Origin of the sequence: Streptococcus infantis, from assembly GCF_047465035.1 — a bacterium.
Classification (GTDB): domain Bacteria; phylum Bacillota; class Bacilli; order Lactobacillales; family Streptococcaceae; genus Streptococcus; species Streptococcus infantis_T.
Window position 1 is genome coordinate 22970 of record NZ_JASHAQ010000004.1, and the last position, 26087, is coordinate 49056.

Annotated in this window: 32 protein-coding genes and 2 pseudogenes; 17 read left to right on the plus strand and 17 right to left on the minus strand. The window is 39.4% G+C overall.

Features of this window, described 5'->3' with window-relative positions:
- The first annotated feature begins 41 nt into the window (after positions 1 to 41).
- Both metG and QM406_RS02550 read left to right on the plus strand, forming a co-directional pair.
- Positions 42 to 2039, plus strand: a complete 1998-nt coding sequence (gene metG, locus QM406_RS02545) for a methionine--tRNA ligase (protein WP_414273323.1) — start codon at positions 42 to 44, stop codon at positions 2037 to 2039.
- Positions 2040 to 2141: 102 nt separating this feature from the next.
- Positions 2142 to 3068 carry an aldo/keto reductase gene (locus tag QM406_RS02550; RefSeq protein WP_414273324.1) on the plus strand — a complete coding sequence of 309 codons (927 nt, stop codon included), beginning with the start codon at positions 2142 to 2144 and terminating at the stop codon, positions 3066 to 3068.
- A gap of 568 nt (positions 3069 to 3636) precedes the next feature.
- Here the strand turns inward: QM406_RS02550 and QM406_RS02555 are convergent.
- From QM406_RS02555 to QM406_RS02630, 16 genes and pseudogenes are all read right to left on the minus strand, one after another.
- Complete coding sequence (locus tag QM406_RS02555) at positions 3637 to 3846, minus strand: BOW99_gp33 family protein (protein ID WP_315638885.1); 210 nt, start codon at positions 3844 to 3846, stop codon at positions 3637 to 3639.
- A 116-nt stretch (positions 3847 to 3962) separates the two neighbouring features.
- On the minus strand, positions 3963 to 4415 hold the full coding sequence (locus tag QM406_RS02560; RefSeq protein WP_261050117.1) for a type II toxin-antitoxin system HicB family antitoxin: 453 nt from the start codon (positions 4413 to 4415) through the stop codon (positions 3963 to 3965).
- A 43-nt stretch (positions 4416 to 4458) separates the two neighbouring features.
- Complete coding sequence (locus QM406_RS02565; RefSeq protein WP_075232021.1) at positions 4459 to 4638, minus strand: type II toxin-antitoxin system HicA family toxin; 180 nt, start codon at positions 4636 to 4638, stop codon at positions 4459 to 4461.
- A 221-nt stretch (positions 4639 to 4859) separates the two neighbouring features.
- Positions 4860 to 5279, minus strand: a complete 420-nt coding sequence (locus tag QM406_RS02570; protein WP_315638886.1) for a DUF1492 domain-containing protein — start codon at positions 5277 to 5279, stop codon at positions 4860 to 4862.
- A 366-nt stretch (positions 5280 to 5645) separates the two neighbouring features.
- A complete protein-coding gene (locus QM406_RS02575) occupies positions 5646 to 6155 on the minus strand; it encodes a hypothetical protein (protein WP_315640912.1) in 510 nt (169 codons plus the stop codon).
- Between the two features lie 89 nt (positions 6156 to 6244).
- A complete protein-coding gene (locus QM406_RS02580; RefSeq protein WP_315638887.1) occupies positions 6245 to 6769 on the minus strand; it encodes a hypothetical protein in 525 nt (174 codons plus the stop codon).
- A 364-nt stretch (positions 6770 to 7133) separates the two neighbouring features.
- Positions 7134 to 8576 (minus strand): phage/plasmid primase, P4 family, encoded by a 1443-nt coding sequence (locus QM406_RS02585; RefSeq protein WP_414273325.1) that lies wholly within the window; start codon positions 8574 to 8576, stop codon positions 7134 to 7136.
- Between the two features lie 79 nt (positions 8577 to 8655).
- Positions 8656 to 9516, minus strand: coding sequence for a primase alpha helix C-terminal domain-containing protein (locus QM406_RS02590; protein ID WP_414273326.1), 861 nt, complete (start codon positions 9514 to 9516; stop codon positions 8656 to 8658).
- Between the two features lies 1 nt (position 9517).
- Positions 9518 to 9664, minus strand: coding sequence for a hypothetical protein (locus tag QM406_RS02595; protein WP_000534152.1), 147 nt, complete (start codon positions 9662 to 9664; stop codon positions 9518 to 9520).
- Positions 9657 to 9932 (minus strand): XRE family transcriptional regulator, encoded by a 276-nt coding sequence (locus QM406_RS02600; RefSeq protein WP_261041475.1) that lies wholly within the window; start codon positions 9930 to 9932, stop codon positions 9657 to 9659. The genes QM406_RS02595 and QM406_RS02600 overlap by 8 nt, the downstream gene beginning before the upstream one ends.
- Positions 9925 to 10266, minus strand: coding sequence for a hypothetical protein (locus QM406_RS02605; RefSeq protein ID WP_000058833.1), 342 nt, complete (start codon positions 10264 to 10266; stop codon positions 9925 to 9927). Before QM406_RS02605 ends, QM406_RS02600 begins: the two co-directional genes overlap by 8 nt.
- Positions 10247 to 10540, minus strand: coding sequence for a hypothetical protein (locus tag QM406_RS02610; RefSeq protein WP_414273328.1), 294 nt, complete (start codon positions 10538 to 10540; stop codon positions 10247 to 10249). The genes QM406_RS02605 and QM406_RS02610 overlap by 20 nt, the downstream gene beginning before the upstream one ends.
- Positions 10537 to 10751, minus strand: a pseudogene (locus QM406_RS02615) (hypothetical protein). Before QM406_RS02615 ends, QM406_RS02610 begins: the two are co-directional and overlap by 4 nt.
- The gene (locus tag QM406_RS02620; RefSeq protein WP_414273329.1) at positions 10748 to 11179 is read right to left on the minus strand and encodes a hypothetical protein; all 432 of its coding nucleotides are present in this window, start codon (positions 11177 to 11179) and stop codon (positions 10748 to 10750) included. Before QM406_RS02620 ends, QM406_RS02615 begins: the two are co-directional and overlap by 4 nt.
- 285 nt (positions 11180 to 11464) lie before the next feature.
- Positions 11465 to 12091, minus strand: a complete 627-nt coding sequence (locus QM406_RS02625; protein WP_414273330.1) for a Rha family transcriptional regulator — start codon at positions 12089 to 12091, stop codon at positions 11465 to 11467.
- Between the two features lie 16 nt (positions 12092 to 12107).
- On the minus strand, positions 12108 to 12308 hold the full coding sequence (locus QM406_RS02630; RefSeq protein WP_088793933.1) for a helix-turn-helix transcriptional regulator: 201 nt from the start codon (positions 12306 to 12308) through the stop codon (positions 12108 to 12110).
- A 206-nt stretch (positions 12309 to 12514) separates the two neighbouring features.
- On the opposite strand from QM406_RS02630, the gene QM406_RS02635 reads away from it, so the two are divergent.
- The 14 genes and pseudogenes from QM406_RS02635 to QM406_RS02700 all read left to right on the plus strand — a co-directional run bounded on the left by QM406_RS02635 (position 12515) and on the right by QM406_RS02700 (position 24537).
- Positions 12515 to 13105: a helix-turn-helix domain-containing protein gene (locus QM406_RS02635; protein WP_414273331.1), complete on the plus strand. Its 591-nt coding sequence runs from the start codon at positions 12515 to 12517 to the stop codon at positions 13103 to 13105.
- 412 nt (positions 13106 to 13517) lie between these two features.
- Positions 13518 to 14663 (plus strand): tyrosine-type recombinase/integrase, encoded by a 1146-nt coding sequence (locus QM406_RS02640; RefSeq protein WP_414273332.1) that lies wholly within the window; start codon positions 13518 to 13520, stop codon positions 14661 to 14663.
- 95 nt (positions 14664 to 14758) lie between these two features.
- Positions 14759 to 14995 (plus strand): DUF2829 domain-containing protein, encoded by a 237-nt coding sequence (locus QM406_RS02645; protein ID WP_000141913.1) that lies wholly within the window; start codon positions 14759 to 14761, stop codon positions 14993 to 14995.
- Complete coding sequence (locus QM406_RS02650; RefSeq protein WP_414273333.1) at positions 14988 to 15686, plus strand: 3-oxoacyl-ACP reductase; 699 nt, start codon at positions 14988 to 14990, stop codon at positions 15684 to 15686. Before QM406_RS02645 ends, QM406_RS02650 begins: the two co-directional genes overlap by 8 nt.
- A gap of 36 nt (positions 15687 to 15722) precedes the next feature.
- Positions 15723 to 15902, plus strand: a complete 180-nt coding sequence (locus tag QM406_RS02655) for a hypothetical protein (RefSeq protein ID WP_414273383.1) — start codon at positions 15723 to 15725, stop codon at positions 15900 to 15902.
- 245 nt (positions 15903 to 16147) lie between these two features.
- On the plus strand, positions 16148 to 16519 hold the full coding sequence (locus QM406_RS02660; protein WP_075231916.1) for an Imm51 family immunity protein: 372 nt from the start codon (positions 16148 to 16150) through the stop codon (positions 16517 to 16519).
- Between the two features lie 49 nt (positions 16520 to 16568).
- A pseudogene (locus QM406_RS02665) lies at positions 16569 to 17173 on the plus strand (DUF6707 family protein).
- Positions 17174 to 17212: 39 nt separating this feature from the next.
- Positions 17213 to 17713, plus strand: coding sequence for an NUDIX hydrolase (locus QM406_RS02670; protein WP_414273334.1), 501 nt, complete (start codon positions 17213 to 17215; stop codon positions 17711 to 17713).
- Positions 17700 to 18428 carry a GNAT family N-acetyltransferase gene (locus tag QM406_RS02675; RefSeq protein ID WP_414273335.1) on the plus strand — a complete coding sequence of 243 codons (729 nt, stop codon included), beginning with the start codon at positions 17700 to 17702 and terminating at the stop codon, positions 18426 to 18428. Before QM406_RS02670 ends, QM406_RS02675 begins: the two co-directional genes overlap by 14 nt.
- 41 nt (positions 18429 to 18469) lie before the next feature.
- Positions 18470 to 19318 (plus strand): putative PEP-binding protein, encoded by an 849-nt coding sequence (locus tag QM406_RS02680; RefSeq protein WP_414273336.1) that lies wholly within the window; start codon positions 18470 to 18472, stop codon positions 19316 to 19318.
- Positions 19315 to 19755: an ASCH domain-containing protein gene (locus QM406_RS02685; protein ID WP_414273337.1), complete on the plus strand. Its 441-nt coding sequence runs from the start codon at positions 19315 to 19317 to the stop codon at positions 19753 to 19755. The genes QM406_RS02680 and QM406_RS02685 overlap by 4 nt, the downstream gene beginning before the upstream one ends.
- 122 nt (positions 19756 to 19877) lie before the next feature.
- Complete coding sequence (locus QM406_RS02690; RefSeq protein WP_414273338.1) at positions 19878 to 22424, plus strand: M1 family metallopeptidase; 2547 nt, start codon at positions 19878 to 19880, stop codon at positions 22422 to 22424.
- 114 nt (positions 22425 to 22538) lie between these two features.
- Complete coding sequence (gene ciaR, locus QM406_RS02695) at positions 22539 to 23210, plus strand: two-component system response regulator CiaR (protein WP_075231911.1); 672 nt, start codon at positions 22539 to 22541, stop codon at positions 23208 to 23210.
- The gene (locus QM406_RS02700) at positions 23203 to 24537 is read left to right on the plus strand and encodes a sensor histidine kinase (RefSeq protein ID WP_414273339.1); all 1335 of its coding nucleotides are present in this window, start codon (positions 23203 to 23205) and stop codon (positions 24535 to 24537) included. Before ciaR ends, QM406_RS02700 begins: the two co-directional genes overlap by 8 nt.
- A gap of 109 nt (positions 24538 to 24646) precedes the next feature.
- Here QM406_RS02700 and QM406_RS02705 read toward each other — a convergent pair whose 3' ends face one another.
- Positions 24647 to 24922 (minus strand): DUF3270 family protein, encoded by a 276-nt coding sequence (locus QM406_RS02705; protein WP_414273340.1) that lies wholly within the window; start codon positions 24920 to 24922, stop codon positions 24647 to 24649.
- 138 nt (positions 24923 to 25060) lie between these two features.
- Between QM406_RS02705 and QM406_RS02710 the strand changes: the two genes are divergently transcribed.
- Positions 25061 to 25990 carry a peptidase U32 family protein gene (locus tag QM406_RS02710; RefSeq protein ID WP_281335470.1) on the plus strand — a complete coding sequence of 310 codons (930 nt, stop codon included), beginning with the start codon at positions 25061 to 25063 and terminating at the stop codon, positions 25988 to 25990.
- Positions 25991 to 26087: the final 97 nt, after the last annotated feature.

Consider the following 26087-nt stretch of genomic DNA (forward strand, 5'->3'; position numbering starts at 1 on the left):
TGTTAGAAAAACAGGTTTCATTTGCCTGGAAAGGAAATATTATGTCTGAAAAGAATTTTTATATTACAACACCGATTTACTATCCATCTGGGAAACTTCATATTGGTTCTGCCTACACAACCATCGCTTGTGATGTCCTAGCTCGTTACAAACGCCTCATGGGCTACGATGTCTTTTATTTGACAGGTCTTGATGAGCATGGTCAAAAAATCCAGCAAAAAGCAGAAGAAGCTGGAATTACACCACAAGCTTATGTTGATGGGATGGCGGTTGGCGTCAAAGAACTCTGGAAATTATTGGATATCTCATACGATAAATTTATCCGTACAACTGATGACTACCATGAAAAAGTAGTGGCTCAAGTTTTTGAACGCTTGCTTGCTCAAGATGACATCTACCTAGGTGAATACTCTGGTTGGTATTCAGTTTCAGATGAGGAATTCTTTACAGAAAGTCAACTTGCGGAAGTTTTCCGTGACGAAGCTGGAAATGTGACGGGCGGTATCGCTCCATCAGGCCACGAAGTGGAATGGGTATCTGAAGAGTCTTACTTCCTTCGCCTCAGCAAATACCAAGACCGCTTGGTCGAATTTTTCAAATCACATCCTGACTTCATCACTCCTGATGGTCGTCTGAATGAAATGCTGCGTAACTTCATTGAGCCAGGTTTGGAAGACTTAGCAGTATCTCGTACAACCTTTACCTGGGGTGTACCAGTCCTATCAAATCCAAAACACGTTGTCTACGTTTGGATCGATGCCCTTCTTAACTATGCGACAGCTCTTGGTTATGGTCAAGATGAACATGGTAACTTTGATAAGTTCTGGAATGGAACAGTCTTCCATATGGTTGGGAAAGACATCCTTCGTTTCCACTCCATCTACTGGCCAATCCTTCTTATGATGTTGGATGTTAAATTACCTGACCGCTTGATTGCCCATGGTTGGTTTGTCATGAAAGACGGTAAGATGTCTAAGTCTAAAGGGAATGTCGTTTATCCTGAAATGCTGGTAGAGCGCTATGGTCTCGATCCACTTCGTTACTACCTCATGCGTAGCCTTCCAGTTGGTTCAGACGGAACCTTCACTCCAGAGGACTATGTAGGGCGTATCAACTATGAATTAGCAAATGACCTCGGAAACCTCCTCAACCGTACGGTTTCAATGATTAACAAGTACTTTGATGGTCAAATTCCTGCCTATGTAGAAGGTGTGACAGAATTTGACAATGCTCTTGCTGACGTTGCAGAACAATCAATCGCTGACTACCATACCTACATGGAAGCAGTTGACTATCCACGTGCACTTGAAGCAGTCTGGACTCTTATCTCACGTACAAATAAATACATCGATGAGACAGCTCCATGGGTACTGGCTAAGGACGAAGCGCACCGTGACCAATTGGCAAGTGTGATGAGCCACTTGGCAGCTAGCCTTCGTGTCGTAGCTCACTTGATTGAGCCATTTATGATGGAAACTAGTCGTGCAGTCTTGACTCAACTTGGTCTAGCAGAAGTTTCTAGCCTTGAAAACTTAAATCTAGCAGACTTTCCTGCAGGTGTAACAGTAGTTGCTAAAGGAACACCAATCTTCCCACGTTTGGATATGGAAGAAGAAATCGCCTATATCAAGGAACAAATGGAAGGCAACAAGCCAGCTGTCGAAAAAGAATGGAATCCAGATGAAGTTGAACTCAAGCTTAACAAGGAAGAAATCAAGTTTGAAGACTTCGACAAGGTTGAAATACGTGTCGCAGAAGTCAAAGAAGTGTCCAAAGTAGAAGGTTCTGATAAGTTACTTCAATTCCGCTTGGATGCTGGAGATGGTGAAGATCGTCAAATCCTTTCAGGTATTGCAAAATACTATCCAAACGAACAAGAATTGGTCGGCAAGAAAGTCCAAATCGTTGCCAACCTCAAATCACGTAAAATGATGAAAAAATATGTCAGCCAAGGGATGATCCTCTCAGCTGAACATGATGGCAAATTAACCCTTCTCACAGTTGATCCGTCTGTACCAAACGGAAGTGTGATTGGATAAGATTTAAAAGGACCAGTTTAAGCTGGTTCTTTTCTTTTGTGAGATAGCAGTTGATAAAAGTGTCATTCTGCTTTATAATGAAGAAAAACGGAGGAAGTTGCCATGAAATACATTCCATTTGGTCAAGAGAAAAGAGAACTATCCGAAATCGTTCTAGGAATGATGCGAATCAGTGACAAGTCGGTCAAAGAAGTTGAGGAGCTGGTTGAAACAGCCTTATCTGTCGGAATCAATGCCTTTGACTTGGCAGATATCTATGGTCGTGGACGTTGCGAAGAATTACTGGGTCAAGTCTTAAAACATCGCCCTGACTTGCGTGAGAAGATGTGGATTCAGTCCAAGTGTGGCATTCGCATAGAAGAATTTACCTATTTTGATTTTTCAAAAGATTATATTTTAGAGTCAGTTGATGGGATTCTACAACGATTGCAGGTTGATTATTTAGATAGCTTGCTTCTCCATCGCCCAGATGCCTTAATGGAAGCTGATCAAGTAGCAGAGGCCTTTGATATCCTTCACAAATCAGGTAAGGTTCGAGATTTTGGTGTATCCAACCAAAATCCTATGATGATGGAATTGCTGAAGAAAGAGGTCAAACAACCTTTATCTATCAATCAATTACAGCTAAGCGCAGCTTTCACGCCAGGATTTGAATCAGGTTTCCATGTCAATATGGAAGGTGACAAGGCTGTTGTACGTGATGGAAGCATCTTTGAATACTGCAAACTAAACGATATAGTCATTCAGGCTTGGTCAGTCTTGCAGTTTGGCTATTTTAAGGGCAATTTTGTTGGTAATGAGCAGTTTCAAGCTTTGAATCAAGTTTTAAACCGTCTTGCGCAAAAATATGGTGTAAGCCCATCAGCTATTGCTATCGCTTGGGTGTTACGCTATCCAGCTAAGATGCAAGCGGTGGTAGGGACAACTAACCCTAAACATTTGCTAGAAGCCAGTCAAGCAAGTAACCTGACTCTAACTCGAAAAGAATGGTATGAGATTTACCTAGCAGCAGGGAATGATTTGCCTTAGGAAAAAATGCATTTTAAGAAATCACAGTCAAAAAGCCGTTGGAAAACGGTTTTTTGTTATAATTAAATTAAGATTTATAGATAACAAAGGAGAAAAACATGACATTTGAAGAAATTCTGAAAAGCGTCTAGGAATGGCTTCAAATAGGAGTTTATAGGCTTTATTTTTGTGGACTTTTTGAAAAAACATAGTCACAAATGACCTTTAATATTCTCCCAAAGTCCACAAAAAGGGGAGTAAAAAAAGACCTAAAATAGGTCAATAATTTACGAGTTCAGCAGGCAAGAACTAGCGTAGTCACCAGCTACGCTTTTTTAGTTGTTTTTGCTTATCTGATAGGTTTATTATACCCAAAAAGGGAGTGTGTGACCTCTCGGTCTAACTCTCCCTTTTTGGGTAGACTATGCAAGCCTCAAGCTGTGAAAATATTATAACATGTTTATCACGCGCATTGGTTATTTATCTATCGAAAAGATAAGATACCTAAAATCGCGTGGTTGCTAATTTTGTTGCCTTTTACAATACTGTTTTACGCGAATATCAAGTGGAAATATACTGTGTCTTTATGTTATAACTCTCCTTTTTCTATCTTCTCTCTGATAATGCCAGCTAAAATATTATAAACAGGGTGTCCTGCTGGAATAACAGGGGGATTTTTAGCAAATTCTTCTTGTGTTAAGGTGGTTTCTTTGTCTAATATTGTACCGTCTGCTAGTTTAGTACCTTTAGGGACAATATGGGTTATTGTTGGATTCCATTTTTCTTTAACTTTTGCCATGTTAAATACTCCTTTATGGTAAAAACAGAACCGTCCCACCTCCTACTGCAGAATGAACTGTTTCAAGGGGAGATGGAAAAGCCCTGTTTATAAGTCAATTATATCATAGTTAATTATTAAGCATGGATTTTTTTATCAGCAATAGCGTCTGTTAGGGTCTGTGAGAAGTTTAACCCTAGGTCACGCCCTAATGTATCCGCCCAACGTGGAATGGTTAGGGTTTTTTTAACAGGTTCTTGACTGCCTAGATATTCTGCAACGTCAACCATAACCATAGAGATAAAAGATTTACTAGGATCATAGACTAGATCTATGTCCTCATCATCCTGGAAAGGGTTGTTAGAAGCCAAAGATAAAGCGTTAATAGGAGTAGGGGTAGGAATTTCTCGCCCATTCTCGATATAATCAGCTAGGTTAATACCGAGCCAATCGCTGGCCATTGCCATAGCGTCTGCCATATCCTCCCCTTGAGTTGCTGAATGTTCAAAATCTGGGAAAGTTACAAAGTAAGGGGCGTTAGCTCCGTCTGTATCGTCATAATAAAATAAAGCTGGATAAGTGACAAGCATAGTTTACCTCCAAAATCAAAGACAAGCAGGGGGACTGCCTTTATTACAGTCCTGCTTGCTTTCTTATCCCTCTTTCAGTGTACTTATTCAGTTCACCATGAGGGACTGTGATAGGTCTTTCCCCTTCCTTCTCCATTTTAACGTGGGAGCCTTTACCGCCTTTGGTTTTTATCCAACCATGAGCCATAAGGAGTTTGACCATCTCTTTTTGTGTCATAGGCATAGCGCTTTTACCTCCTGACAGTATTATTATAACACGTACTACACGTATTGTAAAGGGATAATACTTGTTATCTCTCAAATAGCAAAAGCCCCCAGATTCGTTTCTAAGGGCTTGTAGTTTATCCATGGTGTTTTAGTCGTCCAGTCCAAAACAAAGTGAAATAGGGGCAAATATGGGGCTTAGAGCTCCCCATACGCTCCTAATTCTGTGGTAAGGTTAAATCAATCCACATTTATCATACCTGCCAAATGTTCTATAGCTTCCTGCATTACTCGATATATCGAAGATTTAGACTTCCCTATTTCCTCAGCAACCTCCCAAGCGTCGAGATCATTCAAGTAAAAAAGCCTTAGAACAGAACGCTCAAACGGATTGGCCAGCTTATCGATTAGCCCAGATATTGCCATTCTTTCCTCAGTGAGACGCTCAATTCTCTGGAGCGTATCCTCTTTTAGCTTCAGAACACTTATAAGGTTATTTTCTGCTGTATTTACCCTGCTTGTTTGTACTCTTGTAGTGCTCAGTTCTTGCTTTTGGATAATACCACCTTCCAGGACTTCCAATTCCAAATATAAGCCTTTGATCTCCTTGTTTATCCACTTGACGCCCTCTAGTTTTTCTTTTACCTGCTCTGGTGTCATGCCTTGGCCTCCTGTATGGTATAATTTTATTGTGTTAATTATAGCTGAGGCGGAGCGCCTTGGCTTTTTTTGCTATTTCTCTATGTTCTCTCTAGCTTCAAGCTATGTAATCTTCTCTGTTCGTTCTCTGTTCAAGAGCTATTTTCTCGGCGTTCGCTCGGAGTTCAACACCATATTATCCCTTATTTTTAAGGCGTTTTTTTGGCCACTACCTAACCAAAACCTCACCCTTTTTGGAACGTTTACCGCACCCTTTTTTGGAACGCTCGAATCCGTCAAAAGTCTTGATATAGCTGACTTATTTCAAAGTTTTAACCGTCTAATATGTAGTATTTATTTGTTTTGTAAATTGCACCCTACTACAAATTATCTCAGGGATCCCAAACCATTCAGCCAAAAGCTATCCCCTTTTCTGGTGTAGTTAACAAACTTTTGATAATGCTTATAATATTTGGCACGTTTCATATACTTTGGTCTTTCAGGAAAACCATCGAACATATATCCGCCACGTTTGGGACTCCACCCTGGTTCTACCTTTCTAGCTTCCCTAAGCGCAAGCTCCCAATAGTATTGGCAATCTGTCTTATTTCGGTTCAGTGTTGACTTGTGTATTTTCTGGCATGATCCACAACCATATTGAAACAGTCTCTTATAGAGTTTTCTGCATCGATTACCACAAATAGGACAGAGAAAGAAGTAGCGATTACCTCCCTTAGTTCCTGGTATACTTGCTAAATCAAAATGATTACTTCCAAAGGTGATGTACAGACTATCTAGGTCTATTTCCAGTTTTCTACCGTTCAACTCAGCTATACCGTGACTGATATTCTGGTTTTTCATTGGCTTTATAAATGTCTCTATGGTTATTGATTTTATAACTTCCATTCGTTCAAAAATACTCCTATATGGAAAAACCCAAATCTATTGCCTAAATGTCAAAAGGGGATTGCTCCACCTCCTATGTTTTATTGACCTGAATAACCAGCAAGGCCTTTATATTCGCCTTCTACGTCCAACTTTTGGAGTAGGCTAATACTTTCATCGCCCAGCATTTCCAACGTACCAAAAGCGGTCATAGAGTCCATAGGGATAGGCTTATCAGAAAGCAAGCGATCAGCATAGTCTAATAGTTCTAGCTCGTAGTCTGTAACCTTATTGAGCAAACTCTCAAAATCCTCTGACTCTTTGAGTTGAAGCACGCGCTCCCGTTTGTAACATTCTTCAAACGCTGCAGCCTCTCCTGGTTGTTTGTGGTAGTCTTTAAAGCTGTCACAAATACGCTTGAAAGTCTTGTTTAGCTTGTAATCTTCCACATACTCAGCGACAAGCGTGCCTTTATCCTTGTAGGTCAATGAGATTACAGGCTGGCAATATGTCCCAGTCATGTATCCCAGTAGCGCGTGACCTGCTACTTGAGCAGTCGCCTGATCACAAAAATAGTAAGTGAAAGTGAATGTTTTTGCTTTGTCTGAAATTGATTTTAATGTCATGTTGTTTTTCTCCGTTTCTTAGTTTAAGGTAAATTATGTAATATTTTTCGTGTTATGTGACATTCTGTGACCTTCTGTGACAAAGAACGTCACACGCTCAAACCCTTGGGGCTCTATGGGTTAGGCCACTCCTGTGACCCTGTGACGTTCTTTTGTTTTATCGTTCCTATATATATAAATACTGTATTTTTTCTATATATAAGAGTTGGAAAGAATGTCACAACGTCACACCTATTCCCCTAAAGCTAGATATATCAAGGCTTCAAGGGGTGTGACCTTCTTTTTTGAGAACGTCACACAACGTCACACTTTTTTCAAGAAAATCAGTATTATCAAGGATTTCAGCGAAAAAAGAACGTCACACTTATTCTTGCTTAGTGATAGAGTGTTGAGGTGTCCGCATTTTTATCTTGTCAGCGTCCCATGCCTCTAGTTTCTCAAAATCTTCTGAAGGAACTCTTTTCTTTCTTAGAGAATACCGATAGGGCGTCAACTGTTGTAAGTGCCTGATAGTTTCTTTACCTGCTCCGTAAACATTGGGCTTGGGTATTCTCATGTCCTCAGCATAATGCTTCAGTGATCTTGTAACGATAAAAACAGGTACTACGTCCAGCTCATGCCAACCTTTTTCCATGTATTCGTGTTTAACCCATGAAAGCAAGTAGTCGTTATCTTCCTGATATTCTTCTAGAAGGCCTTTAACTGCTTTGGGTTCGATAAAGTGAGTAAATGGCTCTTGATTGATAGCTTTGTATAGGGCATATTCTAGGACTTCCTTATTTGCTAAAAACTCATTTTTTATCCAAGGTTTTTCCTTTTCCCCGTTAAAGTCAGCATTGAAAGGTACGATCATAATTCTACGATACCAGCCTTTTGTCTTGTTCCCACCACTGGGGATATAATTTCCTGAAAAGATATTGAATAGCTTAAAAGTAGCTTCAAAAGCTGGCCGACCTTTTGGATTGACTAGAACAGTGTCCCCGCTAGTGATACTCATTAAATCAGACGGATTTTTTAAGTATTCATTAGGTGCTTCATCCCCAATATTACAAACTTTTCCTACCAAGGTTTCTAAGTTATGTTTTTCAGCAAACTGTGCTGGCTTTAATGCTGATATACTGCTTTCTCCTATCAGATTGATAAGGAAGCGCTGAAATGTCCCTTTACCGTTGTTACCGTCCCCGTAGAAGATAGCAAACTTATTTCGGGTGTGGTTAGGGTTTATAGCTTCAAGGATAATCTGCCAAAACAGTGTTACCAGTTCGCTGTCATTACATGCGATTGAGTTTAGCCAAGCGTCAAAAGTTTTGCCCTCTCGATCTGTTGGGACTCGTTTAGGCGCGTGGTAAGCCGTGCTGATCTTGCTTGTAATTACATACTTAGGACTAAAAGGGAGTAGTTCCTTTGTTTTTAGGTTAATAATTCCATTTTTTACAGGGATAAGGTCAGCACTTTCTAAAGGTTTTTGTATCTTGGTCAATGTCCTAACCATTAACTTAATCTGTGGCCACTCTCTGGGTTTAATTCTCACGTCAAAAGTCTTACACAAAAGATTGAAAAGATCATTACTAGCGGTATAGATACCCTCGTCTAAATCATAGATATAGAGTAGGCTATAATCAGGAACATTGCTCTTGCTGATAAAAGTAAATGTGACAATCTCGCTCAGTATTTTAGCTACTGTGAATGTTTGGGGCATCGCAACCTTTTCGGTAACGTCCCCTGTGGACTCATTTACCTTTGTTTCGGTATGTTCTGCCCGCCATTCTTCACCAGCTTTAAAGATACGATTTTCAAGCTCCTTCATCGTTCTAGGAGGTTGTTCTTGCTCTCTCACCTCCAAGATTTCACTTTTTAGGTTTTCTAATTCTTCTAGTTCTATGGCTTTACCCTCTCTTTCTATATTCTGCCCGTGCTATGCTACTGAATGTACGATCTAGTTCCTCGATTGGTAAAGGTTCAGCAGTCACGCTATTGGCTATCTTTGTAAGCTCGTATGCAGTCTCTAGGTCACAATCAACCCATTTATTAAAGAGTAAACCTACAAAGCGTGTCAGTGCTACGTTACGCCCTCCCTCGTCTCCAAAACCATGAAATAGAGTGTCAATAATTCTCATGGTCATTGATCTCTGGCCACTCGTTCTGGGTGTGAATTTTTCAGTAGTTTCTAGCTTCGCTCTTGGTTCAACTTTGGGGGCTGGATAATCTAGGCCATGCTCGACAATTTTTTGATAACTTGCTGGGTCTCCTGTTGTGATTGGTAGCCCCTGGAGTTGTGACCAGGTTAGACTGGCCATGTCAAAGGGTAGTCCTATCTTGTCAGCAATCTCCTTTACTACCTGCTTATAGGTTACCTCATTCATCACGTTGTTAGGCTTCACTACAAGGCGAAAACGGGGCTTTTCTAAGCTATGTTTGATAGTCGGGTATAAGATATAGGAGTAGCCAAATAAAGCGCTAGAAACAGCCTTTATAAAGCCCTCAGACGTCCTCTGTATATCGTCATAATCAAGGAAAATCAAATCCCGATAGATTAGACTGGAGTTGTTTCGCTTGTAACTGCCATGCTTTTCTGGTGTCACTTTGCCACTTATACAGTAAGGCGCTTGTGTACGTTTAAATTCTTCAATGTTTGCCCCTTCAGGGACTACCAAAGGCTTAAAGCGTTCAATGTACTGGAACGGCTCAATTTTATCAAATGGATAGACAAGATTACCCTGAAAGCCTCTAGCCTCGTAAATCGTCATATCAGCTCCCTTTCCGACGTTTCTTCCTCAGTTTCTTTAGTTGTTTCCGTTCTTTGAGTTGCTTCAACTTTGGGCGTCTGACCTTGGTTTTATCTTCCTTGGCTAACTTCATACCAGCATAAGCTGGCTCTGTCATGTATCTACCCATTTTCTACCCCCAGAAACTTCCAGATGTCAGTTATTTTATAGTAAACCTTTCTTGTATCTTCAAGCGGTGGATGGTATCGTCTTAGCCCTGCTTTTTCCCATTTTTGGAGTGTCATATATTTTATATCTAACTCGTCCATGACTTCCTGGGCTGAGATTAAACCTGTTAGGCGTGGTTTGAGTCTATCACGCGCTTCCAGGTATCTTTCCACTACTTCCAGAATGCCATGCGCTAGGTCTTGCTCGCTTTCTCGGCTTAGGCTAAACATATCCGCCCACCTCCTTCAAGGTTTCTTTGTAGCTTTCTAGGTCGCTGTTCATCAACACCGCTAGGCGCTTTTCTTCTTCTCGTATCTGATTGTAAAATGTTTTTGCTCCGTCCAGTAGCTCCTCTTTGTTAGCTGGGATAAAATATCCTCTAAATGTCCCATGGCGAACCCCAACAATAGGAACGCTATGGCGCGTGATTAGACGGCTGATAATATCTTGCACTGTTCTTTCTGCTAGCTTAGTGATCAGACTGATTTCTGCCCCTGTTATGGAGTTCTCAGCCCCTACTTTAATTAGTCTTAATACTCGTTTATCATTCTCTGATAGACTCATTCAGTTCCTCCCCTCCTTTGCTTTTATTCACAAATGTTATTTGTCCGCTTGCTACCCCTTGCAAAATAGCTTTTTGGTTTTCTATGATTGTATCCAAGGTTTTACAAATAACTTCTTTAGTTTCTTTGTCTAAAAGTTGAGATGTTAGCACACCTCTGGCTACTGCTATTCTGATTGTGTTATTTAAGCACGTTGCTAGAAAAATCTCTTTAGTAAAATAAGTTTCATCTGGTATTTTTTCAATATCGGGGTATAAATTCATTGTGTAAGTCATTTCATCCCTCCCCATACGTTGACCCCTGCCAGCTGGATATAACGCCCATAATCAGGGTTTAAATCCTCGCTAGGTGTTTCTATCGTCTGTTTGCTTTCTCGCTCAATTTGGGCGCTTTTTTGCGGTCTCGGTGGTTTAAATAAAGCAGTAAGCCAATCAATACCACCATAAAGATTACTGTTTGTGTATTGGTCAAATCTAGCTCGTTCATTTTAATAGCCCCCTTTTTTGTAGATCAGTAGCTACTAAACTACGTAAGTACATCCAGGTTGACGTAGTTGCATGATTGATCCCATTACTTAAATCATTTTCTTTTATTACTTGATCTAAGAAATTGAATAGCAACCAGTCAGGAGCTTTCCCATGTCTTTCTGTACATTCCTCGTCATATTTTTTTAATTCTCCAAGCAAATTCTCAACATTCCTATTAAAGAAATCCTCATGACTTGCCTCTTGCTTTTTATATGTCTCAGATAATTTGTAAAATTGAATCCATAACTGACTAATTGCTGATCTACAATCTTCGGCAATCTCTGTTGCCCCATGGTGGTTCTTGGATAAATGCCACTCTGATAAAATATCTAGCTTTTCCTCTACAAGTCCTAACTCTTTTTCAAAATCTTTAAAGTATGTATCCATGTTTTTTACCTCTGTTTCTGTGTAATTACCTTGATGGGCTTTTTAATGTCTTTCCTGCCACTCTTATCTCACGCTCAGACTCGCCAAATTGAAAGCATGAATAAGAACCAGTTTAAAGAGTTAGCGCTCTCCGTATAGTCAAAATGTCCCAGATATGCTATAATCTAGGTATAAATCTTTACTAAAACCTCTTTAATAATAGCTTGCCTGCTTTGTTAAATTCGTTTTAGTGTTAGTATGAAAGGCTTTGCGGTGTGGTTATTGCTAAGCCTTTTTTTGTTGCTCTCACGCGCTTCTTTGTCGTGGTTTTTTATTTCTGAATGCCATAGCTTTGATTTCCTGATAACTCATATTCAAGCCAATCATGGCTATTACCATATCTTCAAATGCCTGATATTGCTCCAGCTCGTCACTGGTCAAGCTATCGATACCGTTATAGCCCCCACGTTCTTCCCTTAACTGCTTCGCGTTCATGTCAGTTACTGCCTTCAGTAGCAGGTTGTTCATGGTGCTATGCGCGTGCTTTGGGGCTTGTTCCCAGTTCTCAATGCTATCATGCAAAGTCTTACGCTTTGGCTTTTCTAGCGCTCTCTGCATACGAAACTTAGAAAGTTCCTCACGCATTTCAAAGAATGCTTTGACTAGATTGGTTTTAAAGTTGGCCACTTGCTCGGTATTCTTTAAGAATGTAACTAACAGGGTCGCTTGTTGCTCATTCAAAATATAATCTTTTGCCTGTTGTCCACTTTGCAAAGGTCGCATTTTAAATGACACCTTTCCAAATTGCTCCAGTCGTCCAATCTGCTTTCTAATGTGTTCCTGTATCGCGTGGTGTTTTACTCCAGCACATTCAGCTATGATTGCACTCGTAGTATACGGCTCTTTCTTGCCGTCCATGTAGACTAGTTCCATTGTGGTTCACTCCTTTCTAGCTATAAAACAGTTCATCTATGGTTATGTCTGGTTTGATTTCTGCAACCATTGACTTAATCGCTAGGCGTTCTTTGTCATTGAATGGCGTTTTACCTAATTCTTTGTTGTTGTATGACTGCAAAGAAATTTTTAGCTTGTCCGCCATCTGTTGTTGCGTCAGTCCTAACATAACCCGATAGCCTCGTAGTTTGCTCATAGATTTGCTCCTTTCTAAAAAATCCCCCTCCATGAATAGATTGAAAGTGTGAAAGGTTGGAGGGAGGTTGCACATTTTTTATGTGCTTGATTTGTATGATACACAATATTTTTTCTATTGTCAACTATTTTTTTAATTTTTGCACAAAAAAAATGTACTTTTTCTAAGGTATAGTATATAATCATCTGTGAAAGGTGTGATAAAACATGAATAGATTGAAAGAATTGAGACAAGAAAAAAAGCTATCTCAAAAAGAGTTAGCTGAAAATATTGGGGTTCATTATCGGACTCTTCAAAATTGGGAAAACGGAGAAAGTCAAATTAAGCCAGAAAAAGCTCAACTGTTAGCTGACTACTTCGGAGTAAGTGTTGGATATCTGTTGGGGTTTAGTAACGATGTAGAAAAACACCCTTTTGAGTGGGATGAAATTTCGGAAATTTCTAAACCATATTTGGTAAAAGAACTAGAAAAACGGAGGCAAGAAAGAAGAGAAGAACTAAGAGTTTTAAGAGATTTTGCAAAAAATAATGATTTAACTGAAAATATAAATAATGTAACTCAAAAATTAGGAGATATTGTAATACCTTATCTTGATTTAAATGCGCAATTAAAAGCTAAACAAAAGTTCTCAGATAGTGAAAAGAAAGCATTGGGATACCTTGAAAATCAAGTTTTAAACTTGAACTCAGCATTTTCGCAAACACTCTTGACGATTTTTAAAGGTATGCAATCTATAGATGAGTATAAAAATATGGAAAATGTATTGAATTTCCTTAGAGAATCTGAAAGCAAATAAATCACGCACTAAATATAGTCATGGTCAAGGTCGACAGCGTATATAGAGAAAAACAAAAAAGACAAGCTAGCTACTGCCAACTTGTTAAGATACTACCTAACTGAAAATAAGCGAAAGGTTAGGTAATTACAACATGATTATACCACTCTTGGATTTAAAACGCGACCTATAGCATACCCACGCGTCACAATATTCAACAATCCTGAAGTGCGTGTTTTTTCGGCGTTCGCTTGGAGTTCAACGGCATATAAGCCCTATATCCGCCTTGTTTCAAACTCTGGTACAATTTGCCGTCTGACTTCCTAAAATCGAATACAGGGCAATCTGTGAAGTCCTAGCATGATTTAAACAACAATCTAAAACCTTTTTAATAATAGCTTGCCTGCTGATGTTTTTTAGAAAGGTTTAAAACATGCAAATAACTGAAGTCAAAAAGAAAAACGGTACAATGGTATACCGAGCTAATGTATATCTAGGAGTTGACCAGGTAACAGGAAAGAAAGCCAAAACAAGTGTAACGGGTAGGACAAGAAAAGAGGTCAAGCAGAAAGCAAAGCACGCGCAAGATGATTTTATATCGAACGGTTGTACTGTGACAAAAGTAGTACCTGTAAAGAATTATCAGGAGTTAGCTGATCTATGGCTAGATAGTTATCAGCTAACAGTAAAGCCTCAGACTTTTGTAGCAACTAAGCAAATGCTCTATAATCACCTTATACCTGTCTTTGGTAGTCTGAGACTGGCCAAGTTATCTGTTAGTTATATACAAAGCTTTATTAACGATTTATCAACTCAGATAGTCCATTATGCAGTGGTTCATTCAATAAATAGGCGTGTCTTACAGTATGGGGTATCTCTCCAGCTCTTGCCATTCAATCCAGCTAGGGACATTATTCTCCCTAAAAAGCCTAAACGTGAGAATAAAGCAATCAAGTTTATAGATTCAGACGATTTAAAGGCTTTGTTGCTCCACATGGAAAAACTGGCGTTTAAGAAATACAGCTATTATCTTGACTACGTTCTGTATAGTGTCTTACTTGCTACTGGGTGCCGTTTCGGAGAAGTAGTAGCCCTGGAATGGTCTGATATTGACTTAGAGAATGGAACCATCAGTATAAGCAAGAACTACAATAGATTTTTAAAGCTAATAGGTACACCAAAAAGCAAAGCAGGAGTTAGGACAATTAGCATAGACAAGAAAACAGTCAACATGTTACGTCTATACAAGAATAGGCAGCGCCAATTATATTTGCAGTCTGGGGCGCGTGCTTCGACTGTGGTGTTTGCAACACCTACGAGAGAGTACCAGAATCTGGCAACCAGACAGGAGGCTTTAGATCGACGGTGTGCTGAGATTTCTATTCCTCGCTTTACTTTTCATGCTTTCCGCCATACTCACGCTAGTTTATTGCTAAATGCTGGTATCAGCTATAAAGAATTACAATACCGTTTAGGTCATGCTACTTTAGCTATGACCATGGATATATACAGCCACCTATCTGCGGATAAAGAAAAAGAGGCGGTTTCATATTTTGAAAAAGCCATGAATAGCTTGTAAGTCCACAAAAAGGTGAACAAATTTATATTTTAGAACTCATAGGCTGACTAAAAAGCCTATTAAATCAACGTTTATAGACAACAAAGGAGAAAAACATGACATTTGAAGAAATTTTGCCTGGACTAAAGGCAAAAAAGAAATATGTACGTACTGGATGGGGTGGAGCTGAGAACTATGTCCAGCTCTTTGATACCATTGAACAAAATGGCGTCGCCCTTGAAGTGACACCCTATTTCCTCATCAATGTATCTGGTGAAGGGGAAGGTTTTTCTATGTGGAGTCCAACTCCTTGTGATGTCTTAGCGACGGATTGGGTGGAAGTCCATGACTAAACGTGTCCTGATTACAGGTGTTAGCTCAGGGATTGGTCTGGCTCAAACTCGACTCTTTTTAGAAAAAGGTTATCAGGTTTTTGGAGTGGATCAGGGTGAAAATCCTGACTTACAAGGCGACTTTCACTTTTTACAACGTGATTTAACACTTGATTTGGAACCAATTTTTGATTGGTGTCCTCGAGTTGATATTCTGTGCAATACTGCTGGAGTTTTGGATGACTACAAGCCTTTACTAGAACAATCTGCCCAGGAAATCCAAGAGATTTTTGAAATCAACTATGTGACTCCAGTTGAGCTGACTCGTTATTATTTGATTCAAATGCTGGAGAATAAAAAAGGGATCATTATCAATATGTGCTCCATTGCTTCAAATCTAGCAGGCGGGGGTGGTCACGCCTATACCTCGTCCAAACATGCCTTGGCAGGCTTTACCAAGCAGTTGGCTTTAGACTATGCTGAAGCTGGGATTCAAGTTTTTGGCATTGCTCCTGGTGCAGTCAAGACAGGCATGACGGCAGCTGACTTTGAACCAGGTGGTTTGGCGGACTGGGTTGCTAGTGAAACACCTATCAAACGCTGGATTGAGCCAGAAGAAGTGGCAGAAGTCAGCCTCTTTTTAGCAAGTGGGAATGCATCTGCCATGCAGGGACAAATCCTGACTATTGATGGTGGTTGGTCTTTGAAGTAATATAGTTGATACTCAGTTGATATGTGGAGGTATACTATGAAAAGAGATGAGTTTGGATTTGTCTTGCCCAATCTCTACTATCAGTTTTTATCAGAGTGGGAAGAGATTGCCCCCTATGAAATTGGAGATTCAGGCATCTGTTTGTATGCCAAGAAGGATCTCCAGGAGCGTAATGAGACTTATCTGATTGGGTATCAGATTATCCGGATGTCATAGAAGACCGTGATATTTACCCTGCTGATGTAGTGGAGCAAAATCTCCAGCTAGTCTACTATGGAGAGCAGTTGCTTGATGTTCTCACGGTTGCACTTGAGGAAAAGCCAGGTGCAAGTCCCCAAGACTTGGTCGAGGCTTTGAAATATTACCATCAGCATGATAGTTTTATGCCCTTTGAAATCTAGTAAGCATACTAGATTTATGAAGTTCATTGATAATTAACAAATACAATAAGGAGTTAAGAAATGATAGATTACGAAAACATAAATGAAAAAATTGCCCCTTTTAGCCTGCTTGTATATGATGAGGATCCTAAAAATGTTCGAGGGTCGCTCATTTATTACCCTGATGGAGAATATAGACAGGAAGTGTTTGATACTCGAGAAGACGAAGGAGCCGAAGGAAATGGCTACGATTGGGAATCGCTAGCTTTGGTATTTTTGGAGGAAAAAATGCCTGAATTAAGCGATGATATCGACTTTGATCCTGAAGGAAGTATGTTTTGCGCCTATTCTTCCAAGGTGGACGCCTTGGCTAAATTCACTTTAGAATTTAAAGAATTTTGCGATGATATCGAAGCTATGAAAGACTTGTTCAGTCGAGCAGAGTTGGATTAGTTGACTAAAATCTATTTAAAATTTTAAAAAAGAATAGAAAGGATTTCAAATGAAGCTACCAGAAGTAGTTGAACAACTGGAAAATCATCCAGACTACATCTCTATTTAGATAAAATTTAAAAAAAGAATAAGAAAACCCAAGCTAGCTATCTCGAATCGCTGAATCATCTGGCCTATTTACTTTATCTAGGTGGTCAAGAGGAAATGACTAAGAAATTATTGGAGAGTGTCATACAAGTCCCATTTGAAGGAAATTATAACACTTGGACCTTTGTTGATAGCTCTCTGGTTTTATTGGCCTGGATGGAAAGAGAAACAGAAAATAAACTATCTGCCTATAAAAAACTGCTTTTATCTCCGTTGGAACAAGGGGAGGAATCCACTCGAAACATAAGAAGGAGAGTTCATCAGAGATTTTTGAATGGTGATAGCTTGGAGCACAAGCTTGCAAAAATCGAGCAAGCTTCAAGTCCTGAATCAGAAATGGAACGTCGTCTGCTATACCTGACTGATTTATTAAAAATTCACCTCTTTATTGCTGAGTCAACGTGTGAAGAGACAGATATCCAAGTAAAAATCGAAGAGAATATGGAGATACTAAAGAAGTATATCAAGGAGCATGAGATCTATAGCCTCTTTCCTTTTAAGGGATAAGGTGTTCTAGCAATCTTGGACTTTTAGAAAGAGTAGAATATGGAAATCAAAAAACACTTTGGTGTCTATGGCGTTTGCTATGAGAATGGGAAATTGCTTTGCATTGAGAAAACGAGAGGGCCTTATCAGCATCGTTTTGATTTACCTGGTGGTAGTCAGGAAATCGGTGAGGGTTTGACAGAAACCCTCAAGAGAGAAGTTTTGGAAGAGACAGGCTATACGCTTATCCGTTATTCAAATTCTAGAATTTATGATGTAATGGTTCAAGAAGAGGGGCAAGACTTCGCAGTACATCATATCATGGCCTTTTATGATATAGAACTTGATTTCGAAGGCCCTCATAAATCCCTTCCTCAAGAAGTTCTTGATGGAAGTAACGATTCAGCAAAGGCAATTTGGCTTCCTCTTGAGCAGATTACCGAAGAAAGTGCCTCGCCTTTAATATTAAAAGTGAAGGCAGAGTTACGTGGATTTCCTGAATTAGAATTGACAAGATATAGAAATTGGAAGGTAAAGATGGGGGATAATGGAACTATTTAAAACATGGAAGAAAAATATGGTTCTCTATGCTCTTAAATCTCAAATCGGAACTGTCTACCGAAACAGTGATAGGACAACAAGTTTTTATGATGTTGGGAATTTTCTATACCTAGCAGGGGAGCTAAATTCTAGATTTTGGGAAGATTTTGTTAGGAAATATGGTTTAGATTATAAGATTATTATTTCAGAAAATACCAATTGGCAAGATTTTCTGCATCAGAAAGTGGAGCTAATTTCTTTTACTCGCTATTCTTTTAAGGATAAGGCAAATTTTCAAGTTGAATTTCTAAATGATCTAGTTAGTCATATAGAGGAAGGTTACAATATTGTACCTATTGATAATCGTATTTATAACTGCCTTTCTGAGGAAGAATGGTCACAAGATTTACAGGGGGATTTTGAGTCCTACCAGGATTTTGCTTTAAAAGGTGGATTTGGCTTTGTGATTCTTAAAAATAATGAAGTGATTGCTGGGATTTCCTCAGGGTTAGTTTACCGTGGAGCAGTTGAAGTGGAAGTTGCAACTAGACCAAACGAACAAGGAAATGGCTTTGCTAAAAAGCTTGGTGCTGCAATGATTCTAGAGAGTTTAAATAGAGATATGTTTCCTCTTTGGGATGCTCATAACGAGGCTTCCAAAAAAGTAGCAGAATTTTTAGGATATGAGTTAGTTGAACCTTATGAAGCTTTTGAACTAGATGAAAGTGTCATATAATGATATCTGATATTGTATCTCTTAAGACGAGGTGAATGGACATGCAAAATCAACTGGCTCTTAGTGGCGAAAGAATTGTTGAAAAAGTTTATCCTCAACTATTTCACCATATCGGTATGATTCGTGGGGAATACTTGTTGAGAGAAATAAACCAAAATATCCTATTACCAAGTTGTCAGCAATTTGTAAAAGATTATCTAGACAGTATTTGCCATTTATACTCAGATGAAGAAGTCTGGTATCGCTTTTCAGAGTTAACAAATGCAGAAGCAAATAGTCTAGATGGGACTAAAGAGTATTTTGACGAACGCCACCCATTATTTGGATATAGAGGGACTAGGCGTTTATTGGCGTGTCCAGATGAATTTCAGGCTGAGGCACATGTCGTTACAGAAGTTTATCAAACCAATCCCAATCTGTCTGTTATTTTTCCTTTTGTCAATGATGCTGAACAGTTAAAACAAGCTATTAGAGTATTGCGCCAGCATGATTTTACTGGAAAAGTTGGAACAATGATTGAATTACCGTCAGCTTATTTTGACTTGAACAGAATACTGGAAACTGGTATTTCAAAGATTGTAGTGGGAATGAATGATTTGACTTCTTTTGTTTTTGCAACTGTGAGAAATAGTCAATGGCATGATATGGAAAGTCCCATTATGTTAGAAATGCTGAGACAGATGCAGGATAAAGCAAGGACGAAAAAGATAGATTTCGCTGTAGCAGGTTATCTGAATCCTTCTTTTATACAAAAAATGAATCAAATGGATATCAAATGCATGATCCACTACAGTTCTATTCCAGAGATTTTTGATTTAGAGATTGACCATCCAGATCATCTCAAACGTGTAAAAGAAGAAAGTAAAAAAATGCAAAGGAGCAACCTATGACACCTCAAGAAATGTGGAATGCCTACAAGCAAATCAACCCCTCTATCGGTGATGAGATAGACGCTTGGGCCTTTGGAGTGGAACCAGATCTTTTAGCGGATCTGGTGTGTACAGGCGAAAAAACAGCAACCGCCTCTGCCTACGACCTCTACGCAGTAGAGGACGAACCCCTTCCCCAAGAAGGAACCTTTGATGTTATTTTAGACAGTAAGGATCAAGCTGTTTGCATTATTAAAATTACAAAGGTTTCCGTTCAGCCTTTCCATCAAGTGTCAGCTGATCATGCCTTCAAAGAAGGGGAAGGTGACAAATCCCTCGCCTATTGGCGTCAGGTTCATGAAGACTTTTTCAAAGACTGGTTAAGAGAGGCAGGACTGACTTTTACACCTGACAGCAAGGTTGTTTTGGAAGAATTTCGCAAGGTCTACCCTTTGTAGACAACTAGAAGGAAGAAAGTTTTGGAAATTATCGTCCAAAGCTTTTTTCTGACTTAAAATATGATAAAATAGGTATGTTTGAACTAGAGCATTTGCTCAGAAATTTAGAATAGGAGAAAATGATGCAAGCAGTAGAACATTATATTGAAACATTTGTTCCTGAACATTATGATTTGTTTTTAGACTTGAGTCGTGAGACCAAGACTTTTTCAGGAAAAGTAACTATCACTGGTCAAGCTAAAAGTGACCGTATTTCCCTTCACCAAAAAGACTTGGAAATTACTTTTGTTGAAGTAGCAGGTCAAGCTCGTCCATTTACAGTTGATAATGAAAACGAAGCTCTTCATATCGAACTTGCAGAAGCAGGTCAAGTTGAATTGGTTCTTGCTTTTTCAGGTAAAATCACAGACAACATGACAGGAATCTACCCATCATACTATACAGTTGATGGTGTTAAGAAAGAAGTTTTGTCAACTCAGTTTGAAAGTCACTTTGCTCGTGAAGCCTTCCCGTGTGTGGACGAACCAGAAGCCAAAGCAACCTTTGACCTAGCTCTTCGCTTTGACCAAGCAGAAGGTGAATTGGCCTTGTCTAACATGCCAGAGATTGACGTTGAAAACCGCAAGGAAACTGGTATCTGGAAATTTGAGACAACTCCACGTATGTCTTCTTACTTGCTAGCTTTCGTTGCTGGTGATTTGCAAGGGGCAACTGCTAAGACAAAAAATGGTACTTTGGTAGGTGTATACTCAACCAAGGCGCATCCACTTTCAAACCTTGATTTCTCACTGGATATCGCTGTTCGTTCAATCGAGTTTTACGAAGATTACTACGGAGTCAAGTACCCAATTCCTCAATCTCTTCACATCGCCCTTCCTGACTTCTCAGCAGGTGCTATGGAAAACTGGGGTCTTGTAACTTATCGTGAAGTTTACTTGGTTGTGGATGAGAACTCTACTTTTGCCAGCCGTCAACAAGTAGCCCTCGTTATTGCCCATGAGCTTGCTCACCAATGGTTTGGTAACCTTGTGACGATGAAGTGGTGGGATGACCTCTGGCTCAATGAAAGTTTCGCGAATATGATGGAATACGTCTGTGTGGATGCCATCGAGCCAAGTTGGAATATCTTTGAAGATTTCCAAACAGGTGGAGTACCTCTTGCTCTTGAACGCGATGCGACGGATGGCGTTCAATCTGTTCACGTTGAAGTCAAACACCCAGATGAAATCAATACGCTCTTTGATGGAGCTATCGTCTATGCCAAAGGAAGTCGCCTCATGCACATGCTTCGTCGTTGGCTAGGAGATGCTGATTTTGCTAAAGGTTTGCATGCTTACTTTGAAAAACACCAATACGGAAATACTATTGGTCGTGACCTTTGGAATGCCCTTGGCCAAGCATCAGGCCGTGATGTAGCAGCCTTTATGGATTCTTGGTTGGAGCAACCTGGTTATCCAGTCCTTACTGCCACAGTTGAAAATGATGTTTTGAAGATCTCACAAAAACAATTCTTCATCGGTGAACACGAAGATAAGAACCGACTTTGGGTAGTGCCACTCAATAGCAACTGGAAAGGTTTGCCTGATACACTTGAAACTGAAAGTATCGAAATCCCTGGCTATGCAGCACTTCTTGCTGAAAACAAGACAGCCCTTCGTCTTAACACTGAAAATACAGCCCACTACATTACTGACTATCAAGGTCAATTACTTGATGCTGTGCTTGCAGACCTAGTAGAACTTGATAACACAAGTAAACTTCAAATCGTCCAAGAACGTCGTTTACTTGCTGAAGCAGGGCACATTTCGTACGCAGACTTGCTTCCAGTAGTGGATCAATTAGCACAAGAAGAATCTTATCTCGTTGTTTCAGCAGTTTCACAAGTTATCGGAGCGTTTGATCGCTTTATCGATGAAGGAACTGAGACAGAAAAAGCCTTTAAAGCCCTTATTGCTAAACTGGCTCGTTACAACTATGACCGTCTTGGCTTTGAAGCTAAAGAGGGTGAATCTGATGAAGATGAATTGGTTCGTCAATTGACAATTTCTATGATGATTCGTTCAAATGACGAGGAAGCCAGTCAAGTTGCTAGCCAAATTTTCGAAGCCCACAAGGATAATCTTTCAGGACTTCCAGCGGCCATTCGTTCCCAAGTTCTCATCAATGAAATGAAACACCATGAGACTAAGGAATTGGTCGCAACTTATCTCGATCTTTATACTCATGCCACAGATGCTGCCTTTAAACGCCAATTGGCAGCTGCTCTTGCCTACAGTACAGATGCGGATAATATCCAAACCTTGATTGCTTCTTGGAAGGACAAATTTGTGGTAAAACCACAAGATTTGTCTGCATGGTATTATCAGTTCTTAGGTCATAAGGAAACTCAGGAACCAGTTTGGGCTTGGGCGCGTGAAAACTGGGATTGGATTAAGGCTGCTCTTGGTGGAGATATGAGCTTTGATAGCTTTGTTATTCTGCCTGCCCATGTATTTAAGACAGAGCAACGCTTGACAGAATACAAGGCCTTCTTTGAGCCACAACTTTCTGACCTTGCCCTTAGCCGTAACATCGGTATGGGAATCAAGGAAATCGCAGCACGTGTTGAATTGATCAAGCGTGAAAAAGCAGCAGTTGAAGCAGTTGTTGCTCAATATGGAAATGCTTAAAATTCAAAGGTTATAAAAGCTATAAAAACTCAACTTTCTCTTGAAAAAACAAGGGAAGTTGAGTTTTTTTTAAGATATTTTTGCTATAATAGGTATAATAAGGAGGAATTTTTGATGATCAAGATTCTATTAGTGGAAGATGACCTAGGCCTTTCAAATTCAGTCTTTGACTTTCTGGATGATTTTGCGGATGTCATGCAGGTTTTTGATGGAGAAGAAGGTCTCTATGAGGCTGAAAGTGGCGTTTATGATTTGATTCTGCTTGATTTGATGTTGCCTGAAAAAAATGGTTTCCAAGTCTTAAAAGAATTACGTGAAAAAGGGATTTCGACTCCTGTTCTGATCATGACAGCCAAGGAAAGTCTCGATGACAAAGGTCATGGATTTGAGCTTGGGGCAGATGATTATCTAACAAAACCATTTTATCTAGAAGAACTAAAGATGCGTATTCAGGCGCTGCTCAAACGTTCTGGCAAATTCAATGAAAATACTCTTTCTTATGGTGATTTGACTGTCAATCTATCTACCAATGAGGTTAAAGTCAATGATACTGTTGTGGAATTATTGGGTAAAGAATTTGATCTTTTGGTTTATTTCCTCCAAAATCAAAATGTTATCTTACCAAAAACACAGATTTTTGACCGTTTGTGGGGATTTGACAGTGACACAACCATCTCCGTGGTAGAAGTCTATGTATCAAAAGTTCGTAAGAAATTAAAGGGCTCAGTCTTTGCTGAAAATCTCCAAACCTTGCGTAGTGTTGGGTATATTTTAAAACATGTTTAAAAAAATTAAAAAGAATTGGTATGAGGAGGATTTTAGTTACTTTATTCGTAACTTTGGAGTATTTACCCTGATTTTCTCCGCTATGACCTTGATTATCTTGCAGGTTATGCATTCGAGTCTTTATACCTCAGTTGATGAGAAGCTATTGTCACTCAGTGCTAATCCTCAGGATGTTATCCAGTTGGCTGTCAACCGTGCAACAGAAGATGTAAAAGATTTGAACAGTGAATCGGTAGGGCCGCCTTCAAATAGCAAACCTACAGTCAGTTCTAATACGGAAGTAATTTTATTGGACTCTAGTTTAAATCAACTAGTAGCTGGAAATCGCTTTTTAGGTCTTGATAGGGTTACATTTAATAAAAAGGATTTGAATCACATTAGACAGCTTCATGTCCAGAATAGCTATGGGCAGGATGAGATTTATCGAGTGATTCTGACTGAGATGAATATTGAATCTGTCTCGACCAATATTAAGTATGCAGCTGTTTTGATTAATACCAGTCAGCTAGAGCAAATCAGTCAAAACCATGAGCAATTAATCGTAGTCGTTATGGCCAGCTTCTGGATTTTATCACTCATAGCTAGTCTTTATCTTGCTCGCGTTAGTGTCAAACCCTTGCTTGAAAGTATGCAGAAGCAACAGAGTTTTGTCGAAAATGCCAGTCATGAGTTACGAACTCCACTGGCTGTTCTTCAAAATCGTCTAGAAACTCTTTTCAGAAAACCTGAGGCAACCATTATGGAGTCAAGTGAGAGTATTGCCTCCAGTCTAGAAGAAGTTCGGAATATGCGCTTTTTAACGACTAATCTACTTAATTTAGCTCGTCGTGATGACGGTATTAAACCGGAGTTAGGAGAGGTAGAGCCGGATTTCTTTAACACAACCTTTACCAACTATGAAATGATTGCGTCTGAAAATAACCGTGCTTTTCATTTTGAAAATCGCATCCATCGGACCATCATAACAGATAAGCTGCTTCTTAAGCAGCTGATGACTATATTGTTTGACAATGCTGTCAAGTACACAGAAGAAGAAGGAGATATTCATTTTGTCATTGCTACGACGGAGCGTAATCTCTATTTGTCAGTAGCTGATGATGGAATTGGTATTTCTGCAGCAGATAAAAAGAAAATTTTTGATCGCTTTTATCGAGTTGACAAAGCTCGTACTCGCCAAAAAGGTGGCTTTGGGCTAGGTTTATCCTTAGCAAAGCAGATTGTCGATGCCTTAAAAGGAACCATTAGTGTTAAGGATAACAAACCACATGGTACGATTTTTGAAGTAAAAATCGCCATCCAAACACCATCCAAGCGTAAAAATAAATAAAAAAAGGCTGTGACTTAGAAAGTGGTAGACCAAGTATCGCTTTTCTAGTCGCAGCCTTTTAGCTATCCTATAAAAAATAGGTCGGGATAAAAATCCCGACCTTTTGAATCTAATAAAATTTCTTCTTAATCATTGAACGTTGAAAGTTTGATGCCGCTAAACTCAAGGCAATTGCTAGGCTAAAAGCTAAGACTGTATTGAACTTGAGGGATAAAAAGATAAAGCTAAACAAGGCTAAAAAGACGCAAAAACAAGCAATGTTTACAAAGAAAAGAACTTCCTTCAAACTAGCAACGGAAGTTGTTTCTGGAACATAGTCTTGGTATAGCGTTGTTTGAGTTTCCTCTTCTTCAAACTCATACGATTGATATTTTCTTACGGGCATGATTCTCTCCTTAACAGTACTCTTTCATTTTACCATTTTTCAAGAAAAAAATTATTACAGTAAGGTTACAAAAATAATAAGTAAATTTATCATTTTAGGGAATAGCTGATTTTTCAGAAATGTGGTATAATTTTTCTTATGGAAAAGATTATTATTACAGCAACTGCTGAAAGCATTGAACAAGTAAAAGAATTACTAGAGGCGGGAGTTGACCGCATCTATGTTGGTGAGAAAGATTTTGGACTTCGTTTGCCAAAGACTTTTTCTTATGATGAACTGAGAACCATCGCTGGTCTGGTTCATGATGCAGGTAAGGAATTGATCGTAGCGGTCAATGCCCTTATGCATCAGGATATGATGGATCGTATCAAGCCCTTCCTTGATTTCTTGGAAGATATTAAAACAGACTACATTACTGTTGGGGATGCAGGTGTCTTTTATGTTGTCAATCGCGATGGTTATTCTTTTAAAACCATCTATGACGCCTCAACGATGGTAACTAGCAGCCGTCAGATCAATTTCTGGGGACAAAAGGCTGGCGCTTCTGAGGCAGTATTGGCTCGTGAAATTCCATCAGCTGAACTCTTTAAAATGCCTGAAATTTTGGAAATTCCTGCTGAAATTTTGGTCTATGGAGCAAGTGTTATCCACCACTCTAAGCGTCCACTCTTGCAGAATTACTATAATTTTACTCAGATTGATGATGAAAAAACACGTCAACGCGACCTCTTCTTAGCAGAGCCTAGTGATCCAGATAGCCATTACTCTATTTTTGAAGACAATCATGGAACTCACATTTTTGCCAATAACGACCTTGATTTGATGACCAAATTGCCAGAGTTGGTAGAGCATGGTTTCACTCATTGGAAACTAGAGGGACTATATACTCCAGGGCAAGATTTTGTTGAGATTGCAAAACTCTTCATCCAAGCTCGTAGCTTGATTCAAGAGGGAAGCTTTACGCATGACCAAGCCTTCTTGTTGGATGAGCAAGTCCGTAAACTCCATCCAAAAAATCGTTTCCTTGACACAGGATTTTATGACTACGATCCTGACATGGTTAAATAAGAATCAGAAACCCGAAATAAAATGTTCGGGTTTTTCTAGTGCAAGGATGAATTTAAAGCGTATTCATGTTATAATAAAAGTAGCTTTTTGTTTGGAG